Annotated in this window: 22 protein-coding genes; 10 read left to right on the forward strand and 12 right to left on the reverse strand. The window is 58.1% G+C overall.

Features of this window, described 5'->3' with window-relative positions; all coding sequences use genetic code 11:
• Positions 1–83: 83 nt before the first annotated feature.
• Together DX909_RS25295 and DX909_RS25300 are read right to left on the reverse strand one after the other, a co-directional pair.
• Complete coding sequence (locus tag DX909_RS25295; protein ID WP_128548032.1) at positions 84–1,178, reverse strand: winged helix DNA-binding domain-containing protein; 1,095 nt, start codon at positions 1,176–1,178, stop codon at positions 84–86.
• Between the two features lie 32 nt (positions 1,179–1,210).
• Positions 1,211–1,741, reverse strand: coding sequence for a DinB family protein (locus tag DX909_RS25300; RefSeq protein WP_128548033.1), 531 nt, complete (start codon positions 1,739–1,741; stop codon positions 1,211–1,213).
• Positions 1,742–1,891: 150 nt separating this feature from the next.
• Here DX909_RS25300 and DX909_RS25305 point away from each other — a divergent pair, with 150 nt between their 5' ends.
• Positions 1,892–2,716, forward strand: a complete 825-nt coding sequence (locus DX909_RS25305) for an arylamine N-acetyltransferase family protein (protein WP_128548034.1) — start codon at positions 1,892–1,894, stop codon at positions 2,714–2,716.
• Positions 2,717–2,737: 21 nt separating this feature from the next.
• On the opposite strand, the gene DX909_RS25310 is transcribed toward DX909_RS25305, so the two are convergent.
• A complete protein-coding gene (locus DX909_RS25310) occupies positions 2,738–2,956 on the reverse strand; it encodes a helix-turn-helix transcriptional regulator (protein WP_128548035.1) in 219 nt (72 codons plus the stop codon).
• Positions 2,957–2,995: 39 nt separating this feature from the next.
• On the opposite strand from DX909_RS25310, the gene DX909_RS29645 reads away from it, so the two are divergent.
• From DX909_RS29645 to DX909_RS25335, 6 genes are all read left to right on the forward strand, one after another.
• Complete coding sequence (locus tag DX909_RS29645) at positions 2,996–3,139, forward strand: hypothetical protein (protein ID WP_164851403.1); 144 nt, start codon at positions 2,996–2,998, stop codon at positions 3,137–3,139.
• A gap of 66 nt (positions 3,140–3,205) precedes the next feature.
• Positions 3,206–3,412 carry a hypothetical protein gene (locus DX909_RS25315; protein WP_128548036.1) on the forward strand — a complete coding sequence of 69 codons (207 nt, stop codon included), beginning with the start codon at positions 3,206–3,208 and terminating at the stop codon, positions 3,410–3,412.
• Positions 3,376–3,840, forward strand: a complete 465-nt coding sequence (locus DX909_RS25320) for a PIN domain-containing protein (RefSeq protein ID WP_128548037.1) — start codon at positions 3,376–3,378, stop codon at positions 3,838–3,840. The genes DX909_RS25315 and DX909_RS25320 overlap by 37 nt, the downstream gene beginning before the upstream one ends.
• A 17-nt stretch (positions 3,841–3,857) precedes the next feature.
• Positions 3,858–4,850, forward strand: coding sequence for a glycoside hydrolase family 43 protein (locus DX909_RS25325; RefSeq protein WP_374755878.1), 993 nt, complete (start codon positions 3,858–3,860; stop codon positions 4,848–4,850).
• 35 nt (positions 4,851–4,885) lie between these two features.
• A complete protein-coding gene (locus tag DX909_RS25330) occupies positions 4,886–5,308 on the forward strand; it encodes a helix-turn-helix domain-containing protein (RefSeq protein WP_128548038.1) in 423 nt (140 codons plus the stop codon).
• A gap of 72 nt (positions 5,309–5,380) precedes the next feature.
• The gene (locus DX909_RS25335) at positions 5,381–6,145 is read left to right on the forward strand and encodes an SDR family NAD(P)-dependent oxidoreductase (protein WP_128548039.1); all 765 of its coding nucleotides are present in this window, start codon (positions 5,381–5,383) and stop codon (positions 6,143–6,145) included.
• A 36-nt stretch (positions 6,146–6,181) separates the two neighbouring features.
• On the opposite strand, the gene DX909_RS25340 is transcribed toward DX909_RS25335, so the two are convergent.
• The gene (locus DX909_RS25340) at positions 6,182–7,438 is read right to left on the reverse strand and encodes an asparagine synthetase B (RefSeq protein WP_128548040.1); all 1,257 of its coding nucleotides are present in this window, start codon (positions 7,436–7,438) and stop codon (positions 6,182–6,184) included.
• A 150-nt stretch (positions 7,439–7,588) separates the two neighbouring features.
• Positions 7,589–8,020 (reverse strand): YybH family protein, encoded by a 432-nt coding sequence (locus DX909_RS25345; RefSeq protein ID WP_128548041.1) that lies wholly within the window; start codon positions 8,018–8,020, stop codon positions 7,589–7,591.
• A gap of 161 nt (positions 8,021–8,181) precedes the next feature.
• On the opposite strand from DX909_RS25345, the gene DX909_RS25350 reads away from it, so the two are divergent.
• On the forward strand, positions 8,182–9,180 hold the full coding sequence (locus tag DX909_RS25350; RefSeq protein ID WP_128548042.1) for an ankyrin repeat domain-containing protein: 999 nt from the start codon (positions 8,182–8,184) through the stop codon (positions 9,178–9,180).
• Positions 9,180–9,758: a hypothetical protein gene (locus DX909_RS25355; protein WP_229311184.1), complete on the forward strand. Its 579-nt coding sequence runs from the start codon at positions 9,180–9,182 to the stop codon at positions 9,756–9,758. The genes DX909_RS25350 and DX909_RS25355 overlap by 1 nt, the downstream gene beginning before the upstream one ends.
• 73 nt (positions 9,759–9,831) lie before the next feature.
• Here DX909_RS25355 and DX909_RS25360 read toward each other — a convergent pair whose 3' ends face one another.
• The 4 genes from DX909_RS25360 to DX909_RS25375 all read right to left on the reverse strand — a co-directional run bounded on the left by DX909_RS25360 (position 9,832) and on the right by DX909_RS25375 (position 13,983).
• Positions 9,832–10,089 carry a PspC domain-containing protein gene (locus tag DX909_RS25360; RefSeq protein WP_229311185.1) on the reverse strand — a complete coding sequence of 86 codons (258 nt, stop codon included), beginning with the start codon at positions 10,087–10,089 and terminating at the stop codon, positions 9,832–9,834.
• Between the two features lie 117 nt (positions 10,090–10,206).
• Complete coding sequence (locus DX909_RS25365) at positions 10,207–10,701, reverse strand: hypothetical protein (RefSeq protein ID WP_128548043.1); 495 nt, start codon at positions 10,699–10,701, stop codon at positions 10,207–10,209.
• A gap of 33 nt (positions 10,702–10,734) precedes the next feature.
• Complete coding sequence (locus DX909_RS25370) at positions 10,735–11,832, reverse strand: alpha/beta fold hydrolase (protein WP_128548044.1); 1,098 nt, start codon at positions 11,830–11,832, stop codon at positions 10,735–10,737.
• A 21-nt stretch (positions 11,833–11,853) separates the two neighbouring features.
• On the reverse strand, positions 11,854–13,983 hold the full coding sequence (locus DX909_RS25375; RefSeq protein ID WP_128548045.1) for an FUSC family protein: 2,130 nt from the start codon (positions 13,981–13,983) through the stop codon (positions 11,854–11,856).
• Positions 13,984–14,083: 100 nt separating this feature from the next.
• Here DX909_RS25375 and DX909_RS25380 point away from each other — a divergent pair, with 100 nt between their 5' ends.
• Positions 14,084–14,329 (forward strand): hypothetical protein, encoded by a 246-nt coding sequence (locus DX909_RS25380; protein WP_128548046.1) that lies wholly within the window; start codon positions 14,084–14,086, stop codon positions 14,327–14,329.
• Between the two features lie 21 nt (positions 14,330–14,350).
• Here DX909_RS25380 and DX909_RS25385 read toward each other — a convergent pair whose 3' ends face one another.
• From DX909_RS25385 to ggt, 3 genes are all read right to left on the reverse strand, one after another.
• Positions 14,351–14,539, reverse strand: coding sequence for a hypothetical protein (locus DX909_RS25385; RefSeq protein WP_128548047.1), 189 nt, complete (start codon positions 14,537–14,539; stop codon positions 14,351–14,353).
• Between the two features lie 493 nt (positions 14,540–15,032).
• The gene (locus tag DX909_RS25390; protein ID WP_128548048.1) at positions 15,033–17,351 is read right to left on the reverse strand and encodes a S8 family serine peptidase; all 2,319 of its coding nucleotides are present in this window, start codon (positions 17,349–17,351) and stop codon (positions 15,033–15,035) included.
• A gap of 62 nt (positions 17,352–17,413) precedes the next feature.
• Positions 17,414–19,123, reverse strand: coding sequence for a gamma-glutamyltransferase (gene ggt, locus DX909_RS25395; protein ID WP_128548049.1), 1,710 nt, complete (start codon positions 19,121–19,123; stop codon positions 17,414–17,416).
• Between the last annotated feature and the right edge of the window lie 270 nt (positions 19,124–19,393).

Below are 19,393 nucleotides of genomic sequence, written 5' to 3' on the forward strand. Positions count from 1 at the left end.
GCGCGGCAGGTTTCAGGCCCATAAGTTAATTTACTTAGCCCGAAAAGTTAAAAATAATTATCATCCCGTTCCTAATCCGGCCTTTATCCAGCCTCTTCACCGGTTGTTACCACCACCGGAAGGCCGACAAATTCCTGATACCGGCGGACGGCTCCGGCCAAGCCCCGGCGCTCAGCGTCGTCCAGTGCGCGGAATAGAGACGGTTCAAGGCATACGTCGTTTTTCCGGATTGTTCTTCTCCAGAGACCGGCCACCCGGCCTTCCACCACGATGACGGGGCTGAAGATGCCGTTGGCACTCGCCACGATCCGCTTCTGGTCGACGGTTCCGAGCGGGGCAATGCGGTCCTTGTAGGCCACCAGATATTCGTCGAAGCTCGGCAGCAGGCAGACCTCGCCGGTTTGGAGATCAGGGTCCGGCCGGTCTTTCGGCATCCAGTACGTCACCCCCTCCACCACCACCCGCTCCAGCCCGCCGGTGTTCAGTTCCAGGCCGGTTTTGATCTCGGCCTGCGTCAGTCCCGACCACCAGGCGAAATCGTGGACGGAGGCCGGGCCGTGGCTGGTGAAATACCGGCGGGTCAGTTCAGCGACGGCTTCGTCGCGGTCGAGCGGGCGGGCCGGCGGCACCCACTCCTCCAGCAGTACGAAGGTCGGCTGCTTTCCCCGGCGCGGCCCGAAACAGATCAGCCCCTGCTGGGCCAGAATGCCGAGGATGTGCAGCCCCTGATTGCCGTCCGTCGGAATACCGGCCCGATGCAGCAGGTCGTACAGCTCGGGTCGCGTACACTGCCGGCCACCTTCCAGAGCGGAAATGAGGACCTCCCGGCTTTTATTCAGGGCGGCCTCCTCCAGACCGGCCTTCCGGTACAGATTCCTGTTCTTCAGCACCACCCGCGTCGCCAGCAGATCGAGCATCCAGCGAAGGTCCTGCGGGGCCAGAAAATGCAGCGTCCCGCGCATGGGCCAGGTACGTACGACGGTCCGGTCGGCCAGGGCCTGCTCGACGGCCGCTTCGGTCATTCCCGGAATGCGGTGGCCCACGGCCCAGAGCGCTCCGAGGTAATCCTGCGCCTGCATGGCGCCGAACCAGGAAACCACCTCGCCCGGCGTCCGGAAACGGGGTCGGGCGAGGTGCTGGCTGTGGAGTCGGAAAGCAAGTAGGTCTGAAACGGTCATGCCCAGTTTTCTTCAAAAAGGCAGGCGGGCGATTATTTTACCACCAGAAAATAAAAACTGTAGTCGGTCATCGGCGCGTCCGTCAGCCCGAGGTTCCGGCCGATGGTCACCACCTGCCCCCGGTGGTAGGTGCTGTGGTTCAGGCAGTGCTGCGTAAATTCCAGCCGGGAGCGGGTGCCGGCCACCCAGGGGGTGACAAAACTGACCTCTTCCTTCAGTTCGGCTTCGGTCAGCGACCGGAGATAGTCGGCCAGTTCGCCGGATTGCTCCACGATTCCGAAAAAGACTTCATTCAGCGTTCCGTGAAAACCGTTCAGCCGAAACGAGGTCGGGGGCGTCTCCTGCTTCAGAACGGCCAGCCAGAACCGCTGGGTGTCCCAGATGTGGACCAGGGTCTTCTGAAGGCTCGGAAAGCTCGACGGGACTTCCTGATCCAGCAGTTCGACGGGTTTGGCTTTCAGCCATTCGACCAGCGTCTGATTGGCCCAGCGGTTGTAGTCGGCCAGATCGGCGAGGAAGGTCGTCAGCGTCAGTTCGGTCATTTCTGCGGTTGCGTTTGCCATGGGATTGGTTTGTTTTAGTAGTACAAAGAAACAGCCCGGTAGTGACAGCCCTATGTCAGCAGCCTCGACCGCTTTTACAGTTTGTTGGAAATTTTTCGGGGGATATTTTTCAACTTTGGACCCGCATTCCACTCCAACCGCAACCCATCGATGATCGACCTCGACGCTTATTTCCACCGCATCGGCTATACCGGCCCCCGCACCCCGACGCTCGACACCCTCCGGGCGATCCAGTTGCTTCACCCTCAGGCCATTCCGTTTGAAGGTCTGAACCCGCTGCTCCGGATTCCGGTCCGGCTCGACAGCGAATCGCTCCAGGAAAAACTCATTCGGGGCGGACGGGGCGGCTACTGCTTCGAACAGAATCTTCTGCTGATGGAGGTGCTGCAAACGCTCGGCTTTTCGGTCAAGGGGCTGGCGGCCCGGGTGATGTGGAACATACCGGAGGGCGTCGAAAGGCCCCTCACGCACCTGCTGCTGCGGATCGATCTGCCGGAGGGGGTGTATCTCGCCGACGTCGGATTCGGCGGTCTGACGCTGACCAGCCCCATCCGGCTGGAGCCCGATACCGTTCAGAAAACACCCCACGAGCCGTTCCGGCTGATCCGGACGGGGGAGGAATACATTCTTCAGGCGGAAATTCAGGCGGAGTGGAAAGCCCTCTACCGCTTCACGCTGAACGAGATGCTGCGGCCGGACTACGAGGTATTCAGCTGGTATCTCTGCACTCACCCGGATTCCTATTTTCTCCATAACCTCCCGGCCGCCCGCGCCACGCCCGACGGCCGGTATGCCCTGCGCAACAATACGCTGACGATCTACCACCGCGACGCCGAACCCGAACGCCGGCTCCTGACCCGTGCCGCCGACATGCGGGCCGCGCTCGAAACCCTATTCCTGATCCGGCTGCCCGAGGTCCCGCACCTCGACGAAGTGCTGGAGCGACTGACGGAAAAAACGGAGGTGACGCCGTGATGTAGCTTAAAGTGTAGGTAATTATTCGACCTGGAACAGGCGGCTAACGGGCTGTTCGAGGGCATCGGCCACCTCTTTCAGGTAAAAAGCGGAGGGATTGACCTTCCCGTTCTCCAGTCTTTCGATACTCTGGCGGTCTTTGAGGCAGGCGCGGGCCAGATCGGACTGGCTCCAGCCTTTCGCCGTCCGAAGACGGATAATCGTTTGCCCCAGGCTCTCCAGAAACGACTTTTTGTCCATTGCGATACTATTTACATAAATATAAAACCACACCGCTTCATGTCGACCACCGATTTCATCGTTCTCTTTTTCCTGGGCGGGATCGTCCTCACCTACATTAAAATCAAACGGCTGTTCGGCCAGGAATCGGATTACCTGAGCGACGATTCCGACGGCGACGGGGATGCGGACGGGGATGACTGATCCCGGCCGGTCCGTTTGAGATTCCAGCCTGTTTTCGTACTTTTAGGGGGCTTGTCGAAAGATCTTATGGAAATACTTCAGGAGGACGACCAATATATCATCAAGATTCCGATGAAATCGGTGGACGCTACGACGTTAGAAAAGTTACTGCGCCAGATTCGCCTGCAGGAATTATTATCTAAACGGCAGGGCAATGAAGATCAGGCCATTCAACTCGCTAATGAAATCAATAGCGAATGGTGGCAAGAAAACCAGCACCGCTTTTTAAAGTGAAGACTTTTGTCGTTGATGCAAACATTGTAATCAGCGCAATGATTACAGCCGGAAGTAAAGCGGCCGACCTTCTCTTACAGCCACCTGCGCAAACGCGTTTTGTAAGCTGCCATTTTCTTCAAATTGAATTATTCAAACACAAGTCGAAGATTCAGCAGTTAAGCGGCTTAGATGAAGACTCTCTTATTGAACTTCTTTATGAACTTCTTAGTCATATTGAATTCATCAACGAAGCCTATATTCCTTTTGACTGCTGGGACCAAGCCAACCAACTACTTAAAGAAATTGATGTGAAGGACATCCCCTACATGGCTCTAGCCCTCCATCTAAATGCCCCCCTTTGGACAGGTGATCGCAAATTGACTGCTGGTTTACTATCCCGGGGTTTCGACAAATGTGTTTCTACCAGCCAACTAATGGCTGACTAAAAATTACATCTTCCACAATGATGATTCAAAAAGCCCTCATTCTCTTCCTGACTACCCTCTCCTTCCCGGTTTTCTCCCAATCGTCCGCACCCGTGAAAAAGGAGACGGCCGGCAACCCGGTTTTCCCCGGCTGGTATGCCGACCCGGAAGGCATCATCTTCGGGAAGGAATACTGGATCTACCCCACCTACTCCGCGCCCTACAACCAGCAGGTGTTCATGGACGCCTTCTCCTCGCCCGACCTCGTCAACTGGACGAAGCACAGCCGCATCGTCGATACGACGGCCGTCAAATGGGCCAAACGGGCCATGTGGGCCCCGGCGGTGGTGGAGAAGGGTGGTAAATACTTCCTCTTTTTCGGGGCCAACGACATCCAGAACGACCAGCAGAAAGGCGGCATCGGGGTGGCCGTGGCCGACCGGCCGGAAGGCCCGTTCCGCGATTACCTCGGCAAACCACTCATCGACCGGTTTCACAACGGGGCTCAGCCCATCGACCAGTTCGTTTTCAAGGACAAAGACGGGCAATATTACATGATCTACGGCGGCTGGCGGCACTGTAACATCGCGAAGCTGAAAGACGACTTCACCGGCTTCGTCCCCTTCCCCGACGGCACGGTATTTAAGGAAATTACGCCGAAAGGCTACGTGGAAGGGCCGTTCATGTTCATGCGGAACGGCAAGTATTACTTCATGTGGTCGGAAGGCGGCTGGACCGGGCCGAATTATTCGGTGGCCTATGCCGTGGCCGACTCACCCTTCGGTCCGTTCGAGCGGGTGGATAAAATCCTGCAGCAGGACCCTAAAGTAGCGACCGGCGCCGGCCACCACTCGGTCATCCAGGTGCCGGGCAAAGACCGCTGGTATATTGTCTACCACCGCCGTCCGCTCACCGAAACCGACGGCAACCACCGCGAAACCTGCATCGATGTGATGGAATTCGATGAAAAGGGCCTCATCAAACCCGTTAAGATCACCTTCGAGGGCGTGAAGCGAGAACCTTTGCGCTGAGCGGGCGGTTTTCAGGAAAACACGAACCCTGAACGATGGCAACTCCGAAAGTACCGAAGAAAATTCTGGCCCGGCAGTATGAAATCACCGCCGACTTTCTGAAGGAACTGGACCGGCACCTCGACGACATCATGGCGGGGCGGGTCACCGAGATGTTCGAAATCCGGGATTTTGCGGAGGTGATGCACATTCACCCGACCCACCTCAGCAATACCATCCGGCTCACCACCGGCCAGTCTCCCTGCTCTTTTTTCGAGGAAAAGATCATGGATATCGCCCGGGGTCTGCTGCGCGAAAGCACAGTGCCGGTGGCCGAAATAGCCGCCCGGCTCACCTTCGATCCTTCCAACTTTACTAAATTCTTCAAGCGGTTCGAGGGCACCACCCCGAAGCAATACCGGGAGAACTACCTCCTGGCCTGGCTGGCGCCCGAAAAAACTGAAACTGTCACCATTTAATCTGAAACTGTCACCAGAAACGGAACGGCGACCCGTGGCAATTTTGCACCATCACTTTTGAATGAAGTAACGATGGAATCAGCAAACAAAATTGCCCTGATCACCGGCGGAAGTCGTGGACTCGGAAAGAACATGGCCCTGCAGCTGGCCGCCAAAGGAGTAGACGTCATCCTGACCTACCGCACCAAAAAGGAAGAAGCCGAGGCCGTGGTGGCTGAAATTGAACAAACCGGCCGCAAGGCGGTGGCCCTGCCGCTCGATACGGCCGAAATGAGCCAATTCGACGGTTTTTTCGCTCAAGTGGCTGAACGGCTTCAGACAGTCTGGAACCGGAACACCTTCGATTTTCTGATCAATAATGCCGGCATCGACGCCCGCTCGATGTTCCCGGAAACCACCGAAGCCGACGTCGACCGCCTGTTTAACATTCACTTCAAGGGCGTTTATTTCCTGACGCAGAAAGCCCTTCCGCTGCTGGCCGACGGCGGTCGGATCATCAACCTCTCGACCGGCCTGACCCGGTTTACGACACCAGGCTACGCGGCCTATGCGGCCATGAAAGGCGCCGTCGAAGTGCTGACCCGGTATCTGGCGAAGGAACTCGGCCCGCGCGGCATCACGGTCAACACCGTGGCCCCCGGCATCATCGAAACGGACTTCACGAAATCGGCGCTGGAGTCCCACCCCGGCGTCAGGGAACACATTGCCTCCAACATCGCCCTGGGCCGCATCGGCGTGGCCGGCGACATCGGCGGGGTGGTGGCCTTCCTGTGTTCGGAAGAAGCCCGCTGGGTCAACGCGCAGCGGATTGAAGCGTCCGGCGGGATGTTTCTGTAAAACAGAAAGCCCCGGTTTTGCCGGGGCTTTCTTCGATCAGGTCTTCCGTTTCTTCTTTTTGGCCGACGGGAACAGCACATTGTTGAGAATCAGGCGATACCCCGGCGAATTGGGGTGCAGGTTCAGGTCGGTGGCCATCTTCCAGCCCCCACCCCGGACGCTCTCGGGGTCGTGGCCGCCGTAGAACGTCCACTGCCCATTGGCCAGTTCGCCGTAGATGTAGCGGTCGGACGACTGGCTGGTACCCATCACGAGCACGTTCGGTTTAACGGTGCTTTTCCGGAAAGCCGTCGTCTGGCCGTGAAACTCCTTGATGATCGACTCGTGGTTCTGCACGAGCATGGCCGGAATCACATCCCACTTGGCCGAAAAGTTGAACAGGCTGAAATAGCCGGTCGGCTGGTCCCAGCCGCCGAACCGACCTGCCGAGCTGTTGATGTCGGAGAACGACATACCGCCGTAGCCGTTGTCGAGTTCGAGCGTAAAGTTCTGAAAGGCAACGGTTTTGCCGAAATCCAGCTTCGACTGGGCGTTCGGGTCGATGCCGTCGCCGTCGTAGGTGCCGCCTACGATGTCGACGCCCTCGGCCGCCAGCGCGATGTCGAAGGTTTCGGCCCCCGAACACATGGCGAACAGGTAGCCGCCCCCGGCGCAGAAATCCCGGATCTTTTTGGCGACGGCCAGCTTCATGTTCGACACTTTCGGATAGCCGAATTTTCGGGCAATATCTTCCTGGGCCTTCACGTCTTCGGGCGACATCCGGCGCGTGTTGCGTCCATACTGGCCGGTAAAATCCTCGTGGTGCAGGTGGAGCCAGTCGTATTTGACCAGATCGCCCTTCAGGATTTCGGCGTCATACACGACTTCATACGGTATTTCGGCATAATTCAGCACCAGCAGCACCGCGTCGGTATTTTCAAACTCGGACGGGCTGACCTTGATCGGGGAGTACACCACGATTTTAGCCGCCGTCACCAGTTTCACGACGTCCATGTTGAGGTCGGGATTGGAGATTTCCTTGCGGATGGAGGCCGCCGACGCGTCGGATATGACCTCGAAGGAAACCCCGCGAACCCGGCATTCGGTGGCGGCCGCCGACGTTTCCTTAATCATGAAACTGCCCCCGCGGTAATTCAGCAGCCACTCGACTTCCTGGTCCTGCTTCAGAATGTGGTAGGCGATCCCGTAAGCCTTCAGGTGATTGACCTGTTTGTCGTCCATCGGGATCAGGATGGAGTTGGCGCGGCCGGCAACGGCACATACCGCCAGCAGGAGAGTGAAAAAATGCTTCATAACGTAATCAGGGTTAGAGAACTCGACTGCTTTTTGGCTATAAGGTGCGGTTTGCCAACGGTTTAGGGAAATACTGATTACAACCGGCTTTCTGTAGCTTTGTTTTCGGAGGTTTCAACGGTTCGGAAACGGGCGATCCTCCGGCCTGCCCTATGAATGGTCATGGATCATCCGCCAGCCTTTCCGGGTGCGGGTCCAGACGGTGGTGAACCAGCCGGTCCGGTCGGGTTTGCCTCCGCCGGTCAGCACGAACTGCCCCGTCACGAGAGCGGCTTTCTTCCCCAGCATCCGCACGGCGACGTGGTCGTAGCGGAGGGTCTGGAGCGGCCGGCCGGTTTTCCAGAAGCCGTTCCGCATGGTATTTTCGATCACCTCGACCCCGCCCCGCGGCCCGTTCGGCCCCATTTCGGTAGCTTCCGGAATATAGGCGCTCAGGTATTGCGGCAGGTTGCCTTTGTTCCAGCCGACCGAGGTGGAATCCAGGGTCGCCCGGATCTGCGCTTCGGCCGAGCGGGGCACAGGAGCGCTCCAACCGGTAATTGCCAAAAGCAAAAAGGCTGCGAACGGAATAAATCGATTCATATCTTCAGGTAAGGGATTGGAAGTCAAGTCAAGATAGCAAATCCGGCTATCAATTTCCACTTATAAGTAACCAACCTATTGGAAACGTTACTTATTTACCCGAACCCGCCGGTTGTTAACTCCATCTGGCGTCTTTTCCGGCCCGGAGTCACCTTTGTGGCATGAAAATCGTCTTCGTTACCAACTGGGTACTCATCGGGCTATACGGTCTTTTCCTGCTTTTTTCCTTCACCGGCATCGGCCGTCCGGGCAATGATGCGGCCGGCCGGGGCATGGAATCCGGATTTGTGTTTCTCGGAGCGATTGTTCTCGCTGTATTGATTGTCCTGAACTTCCTTCCTTATCGGGGTACGCGCATAACGGCACTGGTCATTCTGGCACTTCCGGCCCTGGGCATGGTGGCGGGCCGGATGCAGCATTATTTTGTGCTGAGCGGCCAGCAGCAGGACGCCGTCGCCCGGTCGAACGGGTCGTTCTTCTTCGAAGACCCGCAGCGCCGGGAAATCGCGGCCGCCGTCGCGGCCGGAGATACGGAACGGCTTCAGACCCTTCTCAATCAGCCGGTTCCGCAGCTCAATGAATGCGGGAACCAGGGCACCACGCTCCTTGATTTTGCCGCCTTTGCCGCCATGGAAAAGGCCGACTCTCCGCAAATCCTGCAATGCATGGAGCTGCTGATGAAAAAGGGAGCCACCCTCCAGGGGCCGGACAGCGTCCATACGCCCACGCACCATCAGATCTGTTCGACCGGATCGGTCACGCTCCTGAAGTGGTTTCTGGATCATGGCGCCGACGCCAACACGACTCCCTACGAGTCGGAACCCATCCTTTTTAAAGTGATGGAGTACGACGTCGACCGGCTGGAAAAGGTGAAGCTGCTGCTGGAACACGGAGCGGACCCGAACGCCCGGGTGCCGAATTACGGACACAACTGGAAGGCAAATTATACCCCCCTGTTGTATGCCGCCCACGAACAGCTGTGGGCCCTGGGACTACTCCTGCTGGAACACGGCGCCGATCCGGCCCGGGACGTTTCAAAAGGCCGGGAACTGGAGGCCACCCTGAAAAGACATGCCGAGTTATACGCGGAATCCGGGGAAACCCCGGTCGAGTTCACCGCCTTCCGAAACAAACTCGAAGCTCTGCCGGCAAAAAAATAATGAAAAGTTTTCTCTATGGGCTGTTGATCAGCCTGTCGACGGCCGGCTTCGGCTTTCCGGCCGCAACAAGCATGACGTCACCGAAGCCGGCCCCGACCCGGGCCGGCACCCCGGACCGTCAGGCGGCCGGCCGGACCGTTGTCCGGTTTCTGCAGTGGTACAGCAGCCACCTCGATTCGGCCGGCCGGATTATCCTGGTCGATCAGCCGGCCGGAAAGAACTATTCGGTGAATTTCCGGAACGGTGAAAAATATCTCGCCCTGCTCAAAAACAGCGGCCACCTCACCGACGCCTACCTGAACGAATGGCGCACGTATTTCCGGGATCGCCAGAAGGGCTTCGAGCTGAATCCGCAGAAAGAAGGCCCGCCCACCGGGTTTGAATATGATCTGGTGCTGCTGAGCCAGAATGCGGACGTCCAGATGAAGAACCTGAATCGTTTACGGATCGACAAGGTGACCGTTCGGGCCGACCGGGCGACGGTGCAGTGTACCCTGCTGGAGAATTATGAATTCCGGCTGGTCCGCCGGAACAATCGCTGGCTCATCAACGAAATCCTGAACCTGAGTGCGGAATAGTCTGCGGACACAAAAAAAGCGGACCGAGCGGTCCGCCTTTTAAAAAAACCAGTTTCATCAAATAATCAATCGTTTATACCTGCTGTTTCGTGGGTTGGGCCGGCAGAAAACGCTCCCCTTTCGGCATCACGATCCACAGGATGAAGTACACCAGCACCACAGGGAAGGGGATCGGTGCGAAAACGAGCAGGATGAAAATCACCCGAACCAGCACCTTGTCGATGCCGAAGTAATCGGCCAGACCGGCGGCTACGCCACCTAAGACGGATTCGGAAGGAATGCGGTGCAATTGTTTCGTTGTCATGGCTTTATTGTTAGTTTCTTTGTTCATTGGTCGTTGTTGTTGATTCAAAGGTACTATGCTATACCAAGTAGTCAAACGAGCTTCGTATGAATGGATTCGGGACTCCTTGAAAGGTGAAAAAGAGGGACGGCCCACGCCGGTGGATCAGCGCTTGTCGTAATACCGATGGACCAGGAATACGATGGGGAGACTGACGAAGAAAATAAGAATCAGCATGCCGATTCCGGCCTGAAGAATCCGGAAGGGGACCTCCGGCGTATTGGAGAGAGGCAGCACTACCCGGTTCATGATGACCCAGATAAACAGACCGTACAGAACAATCGTCAAAGCGATATTCCGGGAGATGAACCGGACGCGGGGATACAGAAAATAGAAGAACAACGTCCAGGCGAAGGCGATCAGAAAGTGAAACACCAGCCCGCAGAAAACCATCAGCCCCCCGCCCTCGAAAGCCGCCGGACCGAAGACGCCACTGGCGATGAACTGAAACAGTCGAACCGGATTGGAGCGGCCCGAAAGCACAACGAAAACCACAGCGGCCAGTGCATCCAGCACGCCCGCCAGCAGCCCGGCCCCGACGAGCATCCCGACCGGATGCCGGCGGTTGGTCGGGCCGGCCAGAGAAACGGAGTCAGCCATAGTCGATTAGGATAAATAAAACTCCTAATAGTACTAATTTCGAGAGGCTTTTGTTGAGTCGGCCGCCAGAATCCGATCGATGGCCTGCATGAATCGCTCCGGTTCTTCGAAAATGGGGCTGTGGGCGGAGTTCTGAAACGTAATCAGTTCTTTCTTCGGTGCTTTCAGGTGATAGTAGTAGGCCCGGGCAATAGGATACGGCGTCTGGTAGTCGTGAACGCCCTGAAACAGGTAATAAGGAACCTGCAGCGCCGGGGCGGTTCGAAAGAGATCGATATCGACCACGGCAGGCCATAAACGCCGGACGGTTTCCATCGCCCCGAAACCGTAGCAGACCTTGTCCCGCAGGGTATATTCGCGGCAAAGCAGCAGGCTCCGGATGAAAAGCGGATAAAAATCCCCCCGATACATACCGCCGTGGTAGTCGGCCACCAGCTCCCGCTGCCACATCAGGTAGTCGAGCCAGGCGTCGGGCGGGTAGGGCGGGCGGCCCTGCGTCAGCAGCTTGCGGACCTGCCCGGCGTCTTCGTGAAGGCGGGCCTGGGCCAGCACCCAGTCGTAGGAAATCTGTTCGGCTTCGAGCTGCCGGGCAATCTGGCTGATGCTGAAATAGGCCCGAAACAGTTCCGGACGCTTCTGCACAGTCAGCACTCCGAGAAACGTTCCCCAGGAATGGGCCATGAGGTAGATCTTCGGCTGCCGGAAATGCCGGCTCAGCCAGCGGCTCACCTGCACGGCATCCTCCACGAAGGTTTCCACCCGAAACGATGGTCCGAACACGGCGCGGTCGTACGACTTGCCGGCGCCCCGCTGCTCCCAGTTCACCACGACGAAGCGTTTCTCCAGTTCATGCCCGACCAGCAGCGACAGCTCGGGCAGACCCGGGCCGCCGTGCAGAAAAAGCAATACCGGTCTGGTGCTGTCCTGCCCGCGCATCAGCAGCCACTGTTCGGTACCGTTGATCGAAACCGGCTGCAGGCGGGCGATGCTCCGGGGCAGCGGACGGCCCCTTTCGTCTTCGATGGGGGCGGTGGTTCCGGGGCTGTACAGCCCGATGTACGCAACGAACACCGCAACGATGCCCAGAACCGCCAGCAGCAGCCGGCCTGCTATCTTTTTTACCCTTCTCATGGAAGTTACTCCCGATTGGTTTCAGGACATGATCACGTCCGCCAGCTTCCGGATGTCCTGACTGATTTTCTGAATAAAGTCCAACTGGCCTTTCAGCAGCCGGTCTTCCGGTGTCGATTCCAGCCGGTCGGCCACGGCCGGTTCTGCGGATACAACTTCCGGAACCGGTTTCAGGGCCGCCGGATCGGCCTTTTTCAAGCTTTCGGTCAATACGGCCAGCGATCGCCGAAGGGGCTTGAGCATCTCGGGCGGATAGGCGGGCGGGTGGTCGGCCTTGATCCGCTCCGAAGCGATGGTGGCGATGTTGGAAGACAGAATGTGGTTCAGTACCAGAAACTGGTTGATTTCGTTGCGGTGCTTCTGTTTGCTCTGCGGTTCGGAGGTCATCCGCTGAAAAGCCGCCGACAGGTTCGCCGAACTGACGTACACCTCCTTGCGGGCCAGTTTATAGTCGGTCAGGGAAACCGGCTTTCCGCTCAGGCTGTCGGTCAGTTTCCGGAGGTAGTTTTCGTTGGCCGCCAGGAGGGCGCTGATGAAACCCTGCACCTGCTGCGACTCCCAGCTGGGAAACAGGTTGCTGGCCGCAAAGGCGATCACCGAACCGATCAGGGTGTCGAGAATGCGCTCCTCGGCCACGCTGAAGCCCCCGAGGCCGAGAAAGTTGAACAGAATGAGAATGAAGGGCGTCATCAGAACCACCATGACGATGTAGTTGGTCCGCTGGAAGCTGTAGGCCCCGACCATGAAAACCACCATGATGCCGAACAGCACGTTCTGGCTGGGAATCAGCGCCAGCAGGCCGACCCCGATCAGACCGCCCGCCACCGTCCCCACGATCCGGCCGTAGTTGCGTTCCTTGGTCAGGCTATACCCCGGTTTCAGGATGACCGTCACCGTCAGAATGATCCAGTAACTATGATGCAGGTAGGGCGTCAGCTGGGTCACCACATAACCGACCAGACAGGCGATGGTGACACGGAGCGAGTGCCTGAAAATGGAAGAACTGAGCGTCAGGCTGTTCAAAAGAAGTTTCGGGTCGATCTCCTGATGGGAAACAAACCGCGAAATTTCCAGATCCTCGAAGCGGCCGTGCCGTTTGGCCAGGCTGGTGGAGGAATAGGTCCGGATGTCGTTCAGGCGCTGGTTCAGATTCCGGAGGCTGATCAGGATTTTCTTCAGCACGAAATTGCGGTCGATGCGATCGATGTTCATTTTCAGCTGTTCCAGCGATTCACCGAGGTCGTCGTGACGACGATAGGGCCGGTTCGAATGGATCGCCAGGCCCAGATAATCCATTTCCACGGCGAGCCGCCGGACCAGCCGGGAGACCTCGTCGAGAATCCCGGTGGCCCCGAAGCGCCGGCGGATTTCGGCGTAGTCGTAATACATCGAAACGATCTGCTCGTAGAGATCGACGATGTCGACAAACGTCAGCACGAGCAGGCGGCCGGTCTGGGTCGTCTCCTTTACCACCTGACGGCTTTTGAACAGGGTTTCGCGCACGGCGTCCTGCTTCTCGTTCACGATCACCTGCTGGGCGACCAGCTTGCGGTAGTCTTCCTCCAGATCGGTTCGCGTACTGTAAAATTCAGCCTTGATGAGAAGAAACTGGGCGATGGCGTGGACGCACTCCCCCAGCGCCTGCTGGGCGGCCCGGTACGGACGAATCCGGAAAAAGGTCAGGCTGATGGCCGTATACCAGAGACCGCCGAAGGCTACCGCCCCGGCAAACCGCCCCACCCCGGCCGGTTCGAGCGGACGGTCCATCATCAGGATCATCGCCAGCAGGGCCGCCGTCCCGACCGCCGTAGCGCGGTTCCCGTAGACGCCGAACATGGAAAAGAAGAAGCTGAAAAGCAGAATTTCGGCCCCCAGCACCCAGCCGTTCAGCCGGGCAAAACCGGTTGTCAGGACCACGAGTGTGATGATGAGATTGCCGTAGAGCATTCCGTTCCGCTTATGAACCAGTGGGCCCGGCGCGTCGGTAATGCTCACCCAGAGGGCACCGAGCGAGATGGAAAGCCCGGTTTCAAACTGCCCGAAGCGGGCCAAAACAACGGAGGGAATCAGGATGGCGAGAGTAATCCGTAATCCATCCGAAAAATGCTGACCGAATAGAAAATACCGGATTTCCCGGATTTGCTTCTTCATTCCGGCAAGGTAAGACGTTGGGGACTCTAACCCAAACCAAAGAAAACTTTTTGCCCGGCTTTTGGGGTTATAGATTCATAATCTCTTTATGTCCTTGAGTATGAACCTTCATGAACAAGCTCCCCAGAGCAGTATACAGGAAATTTTAGCGCAGTTGGCGCGCCATTATACCGCTTCCATGATCGTCATGGGTGAATATCCGCAGGCCGATACGGAAGCGCTCTACCATTACCAGCTGCGGCTTCAGGCCATCGATCAGGCCCGGTTCCGGCTGGCCGCCGAACCGGAAGTCCCGGCCGGCGTCTTCGGCGAATTTCTGGAAGAATACAATCTGCTGAGAAAATAATCCGGAGAACGCTCCCGCTCTTTACCGAACCGCGATGTAGAAACCCTCTCCTTCGAGCGAACGGGCCGCATCGGAGGGCAATACGCAATACCGTTTCTTTTCCAGACGAAGAATGCTGTAACGCTCTCCGGTCCGTTTGTCGATGGACTCCCGGCGATAAAGGGCATCCGAAATGTCATCGAACTGAGGAAAACTCTTAAGTAAATCCAAGGGATTAGTAGGAAACTGGGCTGACATAAACAACATACGCACGGATACTGAACAACAGAATGATAAAATGAGCGATAAACGGATTTTAAAATCAGTCGTCTGAAAAAGTGGTCAAACCGGTTAAAATTCGACCTTTATGGCGTTACGGCGAGATGAATGACCCGGAAGAACGGGGAAAGAGTTGAAGGGAAGAATTGCGTTTAAGCGATTCGCTCAACCCGGATACAAAATTAGGATATTCTTAGATAAAGACAAACTTCATAATTGAGGAAATCTACTTTTTTTTTGAAAAAAATTGTACTATCACTGCCATCTGCCTTTTAATAGCCCTCTTTTTTAGAACTATTGGAAGAAACCGCAAACCGCCATCCTGCAAATTGAAGCGGAAAACTTCAATTGTTTTCTTTGATTTGCCAGACGAAATACGTTAATAAGCCGCCCCTGGAAGTCAGGGGCGGCTTTTTGCTCCTTTTTAATCAGATCGGACGGGCGATCAGAAATGGCCGACGGACACCAGGGCGAACGGCTGGGGCCCCTGCGGGATGTTGGAGCCGATCACCTCGATCTTCCAGCTGCCCGAAACCGGCACCAGCACCTGAACCACCTCCACATTATTGGTCGAATCGAAGGTGAGCGGCCCGTTCACTTTCTGGTTGCCGACCCACTTGCGTCCGTCCGGAGCCGTCAGAATCAGGTTCAGATTATTGATTAGGGCCGTACCCGGGTAGTCGGTATAGGCCAGCACCACCCGTAGCGGCACGGTATCGGATTTGACGTCGACGGTTTCCGTATAGAGCCGCCCGGTAGTGAGTCCCCGTTTCACCTCCCGAAACCGGGCCACCGCCGGAAAGGGCGGAGACAGAACGGCATCGAGGTTCACCCGGCCGTAACCCTGGTGGTTATCGGCCACCGCGTCCGGCTCGATGTCGGGGAGCCGGGTGGCGCCGGTAATCAGGGCGGCTTTCAGCAGGGCCGCCGTCGGGCGGGTTATTGCCCTCTTCTTCCGCAGAAACTCCCGGATCAGGGCCACCGCCCCGGCCGCCAGCGGGGTTGCCATGCTGGTGCCGCCCATAAAAAAATACTGACGGCTCGGCGGAAAAGCCGCCCAGGCGGTATTGTTGATGGCAATCATCGACGAGCGCGTCGACAGAATGAAGGTGCCCGGCGCCACCACCTCCGGTTTAATCCGGTTGTCCTGCGTCGGTCCGCGACTGCTGAAGGCCACCACCTGTTCGGGGTTGTCGGCCATGGGGTCGTTGCTGATGGGCGGCACGGGATAATCCTGCGGCCACCAGTCGCCGTAGTGGCTGGCGTTGAAATTGGGCCGCCGGTTTTCGCAGGCGCCCACCGTGATGCAGTTTTTGGCCGTCGCGGGCGAGGTGACGCTCATGGGGTTGATCTTCCCGTCGCCGTCGTTGTCGGTGCCGTCGTTGCCGGCGGCCACCAGCACGCAGAAGTCTTTTTTCTCCCAGGCAAACTCGTCCAGCTGCCGGCACTGCTCATCGTACTCGCCGGGGTTGCCCCCGCCCCACGAATTGGAGTGGATGCGGGCGCCCTGCTGGTAGGCAAACCGGAACAACCCTTTCAGATCCGCCGGAATACCGGCCAGCAGATACCGGCCGTATTGCTGGGCAAAAGCGGGATTCTTCCACTTCAACTCCTGCTCCACCGCCTGAAAAACCAGCCTCGCCTTGTAGGCAAGCCCACGAACCGACCCCGCCAGACCGGCCAGCCCGACGGAATTGGTGCCGTCGCCCAGCACCGAACCGGCCACATGGGTGCCGTGGCCGCTGTCGAAATCGGCCCCTCCGTCGTCGCCGTTCGGATTGGTGATGTATGGGTCGAACTCGGAGGTGATGGGGTAACTTTTTATGGTTTTTACGCGCTGCGCGAAGTCACGGTTGATGCGGTTCCGGTCGCCGGTATCCAGGCCGGTATCACAGATGCCGATGATCTCCCCCGCCCCGCTCAGGTTCAGAGCGGTGGCACTCAGGGCCTGGGCCGTTCCCATGAAACCGGCCGCGACGTCGTTGCTGGGGCGGTTGATGGCCCGCTCGCGAATTTTCCGGACGCCGTGAATTTCGGAAAGGCGGTCGATCTGTTCGGAACTAATCGCCTGCCCTTTCCGGGCCTGCACGACCAGCAGTTTCCCCTCCGGCTCTTCGACCAGGACGTTCAGTCCCAGCTTCTTGATGGCCGGTACGGCATTCCTGACGTCGTCCGGTCCGAAAAACTCAACGGTATACACCCCCGGCATGATCCGGGTGCGGGGCAGAACGGAGGAGACGTCGCCGGCCGGGCGGTCGAGGCCCCGGAAAACGGAATCATCCAGCCGGGCTTCATACGGCAGGTGGCCGGTCCAGCGGACGAAGGGCAATGCGGCCAGTTCCGCCAGATTTTCTTCCGCCGTCCGGACCACATACGTGAAGTCGCCGTACGGCTCGCGCGGTTCGGCCCCTTTCTTCCGGACGGCCGTCAGCCATTCCTTCTTGACGGGGCCGATGAACTGGACCAGAAAGTGGTGGTCGCCCTTCGGCAGCGGCCGGTCGTCGCGGCCCTCGTAGGCCGGATGAGCCCGCGCGATGCCGTTCAGGTCCAGCCGGGGAATGTCCGTGTCGATGGTCCGGCGGCCGGCCCGGATGGTATACTGATCCGTCAGGTCTTCGGCAAGGTACCGTTCCGGGACTTCCCGGGCGGTTTCGTCAGGCACTTCCGTCAGAACGAAGCCTTCGTACCGCTCGATCACGCGGTATCTTCTCGCGACTTCCTCCTGCTCACTTCCGGTTGCGAAAATTTTAAAGATCCTGCTCATGGAATGATGGGTTTAAAGCGTGGGACCTGAATTGAATCTGCCTCATCGGGCTTGTGTACTCGCTAATAGCCGGCGGCCTGCCCGTCCTTCCGGGATTCGCTGGCACCGTGATAGACGCGGTTCGCGGCATCGTACAGAATGCACTGATAGCCGCCGTAACTGCCCAGACCGTAGCCGATCTTATGACCTTTGCCCATCAGTGCGCGGATGGTTTCATAGGAATAGCCCGATTCCAGCGTGATCTCGCCCGGGCCTTCCATCCGCTCCCCGGTCGGCTCGGAGGAACCGAGGTGGTCGATGCGGGGCGCGTCGCCGGCTTCCTGCGGGTTCATACCGAAATCGACCACGTTCATGATGATCTGGACGTGCCCGAGGGGCTGAAAACTGCCGCCCATGACGCCGAAGCTCATAAAGGGTTGTCCGTCTTTCGTGACGAAGGCCGGGATGATGGTATGGAACGGCCGTTTGTGGGGTGCGTAGGTATTGTTCTGGCCTTCGGTCAGGCTGAAGAGTTCGCCCCGGTCCTGAAACATGAAGCCCAGCCCGTCGGGCACCATGCCCGACCCGAAGCCGCGGAAATTGCTCTGGATCAGCGAAACCATGTTGCCCTCGCTGTCGGCCACGGTCAGGTAGATGGTGTCGCCGTCCTTGAGGGCCACGTTGAACGCCCCGGCATCGACTTTGACGGCGGCCCGGTTCGGGTCGATGAGCTTGCGCCGTTCGTCGGCGTAGCTCTTGGAAACCAGTTCCTTCAGAGGAATTTTGACGAAAGCCGGGTCGGCATAATACCGGGCCCGGTCTTCGTACGCCAGTTTTTTGGCTTCCACGAACAGATGAATGTGTTCGGGACTGCCCCAGGCGATTTTTGAGAAATCATAGCCTTCGAGGAGGTTCAGCATCTGAAGCACCGAAAGGCCCTGGCCGTTGGGCGGCAGCTCCCAGACGTCGTAGCCCCGGTAGCGCGTGGAAACCGGTTCCACCCATTCGGAGGTATGTTCGGCCAGGTCCCGGTAGGTGAGGTAACCGCCCGCTTTTTTCATGAAGGCGTCGATGGTGCGGGCCATGTCGCCTTTATAAAAGACGTCGCGGCCCTCCCGGGCGATTCGCTCCAGGGTGCTGGCCAACGCCGGATTGCGGAACACCTCACCCCGTTTCGGCGCCTGCCCGTTGGGGGCATAGACGGCTTTTACATTCGGATACTCCGAAAACCGGCTTACCATCCCCTCCCACGACCGGGCCGCTTCGTCGTGGACCGGGTAGCCGTCGCGGGCGTAACGGACGGCGCCGGACAGAATCCGGGTCATCGACAGCTTGCCGAACCGTTTGTGCAGTTCGAACCAGGCGTCCACACAGCCCGGTACCGAAACCGGCAGCGGGCCATAGGAAGGAATGTGTTTCAGGCCCCGTTTCTGGAACTCGGCCAGGGTCAGGCTATACGGTGAGCGTCCGGAGCCGTTGAGGCCGTACAGCTTCTTCGTTTTGGCCTCCCAGACAATGGCGAACAGGTCGCCACCGATGCCGTTGACGTGCGGCTCCACCACCCCCTCCATCGCATTGGCGGCAATGGCGGCATCGATGGCATTGCCGCCCGCCCGCAGCACCTCGATGGCCGTCTGGGTCGAAAGCGGGTGAGACGTGCAGGCCATCCCGTTCTGCGCCATGACGACGGAGCGGGTCGCGAAGGATTTGCCGTAGAGCCGGTCCTGGCCGGTCGCCGTACCGGAAAGGGCCAGGCAACCCTGCAGGAAAAACAAAGCGCAGACGTTTTTCATGGAGTCGGGTGAGGGTTTCGGGTGGGAAAGCGTTGCCGAAGCGTTCAGGTCTGATAAAAGTAAAGAATTCAGACTTAAGATGTTACTCCTTATTTATCTTAGGGAAAAGGAATGCTTCTTCGGCCGAAATCACCGGATCGCGTGCGGGCCGATGGTGATTCACCCCCGGCCCAGGAAAACCACCCCCATCCCCCTCCTTGGTAAGGAGGGGGCGGCTTCGCAGGGTTGTAAAACTGGAAGAGCACTCCCCCTCCTTGGTAAGGAGGGGGG

Source organism: Larkinella soli, from assembly GCF_003703975.1.
Lineage (GTDB): Bacteria > Bacteroidota > Bacteroidia > Cytophagales > Spirosomataceae > Larkinella > Larkinella soli.

Coding starts and splice junctions, on each gene's coding strand:
- DX909_RS25295 (WP_128548032.1), bottom strand. CDS start 1,178: ATGACCGTTTCAGACCTACTTGCTTTCCGACTCCACAGCCAGCACCTC.
- DX909_RS25300 (WP_128548033.1), bottom strand. CDS start 1,741: ATGGCAAACGCAACCGCAGAAATGACCGAACTGACGCTGACGACCTTC.
- DX909_RS25305 (WP_128548034.1), top strand. CDS start 1,892: ATGATCGACCTCGACGCTTATTTCCACCGCATCGGCTATACCGGCCCC.
- DX909_RS25310 (WP_128548035.1), bottom strand. CDS start 2,956: ATGGACAAAAAGTCGTTTCTGGAGAGCCTGGGGCAAACGATTATCCGT.
- DX909_RS29645 (WP_164851403.1), top strand. CDS start 2,996: ATGTCGACCACCGATTTCATCGTTCTCTTTTTCCTGGGCGGGATCGTC.
- DX909_RS25315 (WP_128548036.1), top strand. CDS start 3,206: ATGGAAATACTTCAGGAGGACGACCAATATATCATCAAGATTCCGATG.
- DX909_RS25320 (WP_128548037.1), top strand. CDS start 3,376: ATGGTGGCAAGAAAACCAGCACCGCTTTTTAAAGTGAAGACTTTTGTC.
- DX909_RS25325 (WP_374755878.1), top strand. CDS start 3,858: ATGATGATTCAAAAAGCCCTCATTCTCTTCCTGACTACCCTCTCCTTC.
- DX909_RS25330 (WP_128548038.1), top strand. CDS start 4,886: ATGGCAACTCCGAAAGTACCGAAGAAAATTCTGGCCCGGCAGTATGAA.
- DX909_RS25335 (WP_128548039.1), top strand. CDS start 5,381: ATGGAATCAGCAAACAAAATTGCCCTGATCACCGGCGGAAGTCGTGGA.
- DX909_RS25340 (WP_128548040.1), bottom strand. CDS start 7,438: ATGAAGCATTTTTTCACTCTCCTGCTGGCGGTATGTGCCGTTGCCGGC.
- DX909_RS25345 (WP_128548041.1), bottom strand. CDS start 8,020: ATGAATCGATTTATTCCGTTCGCAGCCTTTTTGCTTTTGGCAATTACC.
- DX909_RS25350 (WP_128548042.1), top strand. CDS start 8,182: ATGAAAATCGTCTTCGTTACCAACTGGGTACTCATCGGGCTATACGGT.
- DX909_RS25355 (WP_229311184.1), top strand. CDS start 9,180: ATGAAAAGTTTTCTCTATGGGCTGTTGATCAGCCTGTCGACGGCCGGC.
- DX909_RS25360 (WP_229311185.1), bottom strand. CDS start 10,089: ATGAACAAAGAAACTAACAATAAAGCCATGACAACGAAACAATTGCAC.
- DX909_RS25365 (WP_128548043.1), bottom strand. CDS start 10,701: ATGGCTGACTCCGTTTCTCTGGCCGGCCCGACCAACCGCCGGCATCCG.
- DX909_RS25370 (WP_128548044.1), bottom strand. CDS start 11,832: ATGAGAAGGGTAAAAAAGATAGCAGGCCGGCTGCTGCTGGCGGTTCTG.
- DX909_RS25375 (WP_128548045.1), bottom strand. CDS start 13,983: ATGAAGAAGCAAATCCGGGAAATCCGGTATTTTCTATTCGGTCAGCAT.
- DX909_RS25380 (WP_128548046.1), top strand. CDS start 14,084: ATGAACCTTCATGAACAAGCTCCCCAGAGCAGTATACAGGAAATTTTA.
- DX909_RS25390 (WP_128548048.1), bottom strand. CDS start 17,351: ATGAGCAGGATCTTTAAAATTTTCGCAACCGGAAGTGAGCAGGAGGAA.
- ggt (WP_128548049.1), bottom strand. CDS start 19,123: ATGAAAAACGTCTGCGCTTTGTTTTTCCTGCAGGGTTGCCTGGCCCTT.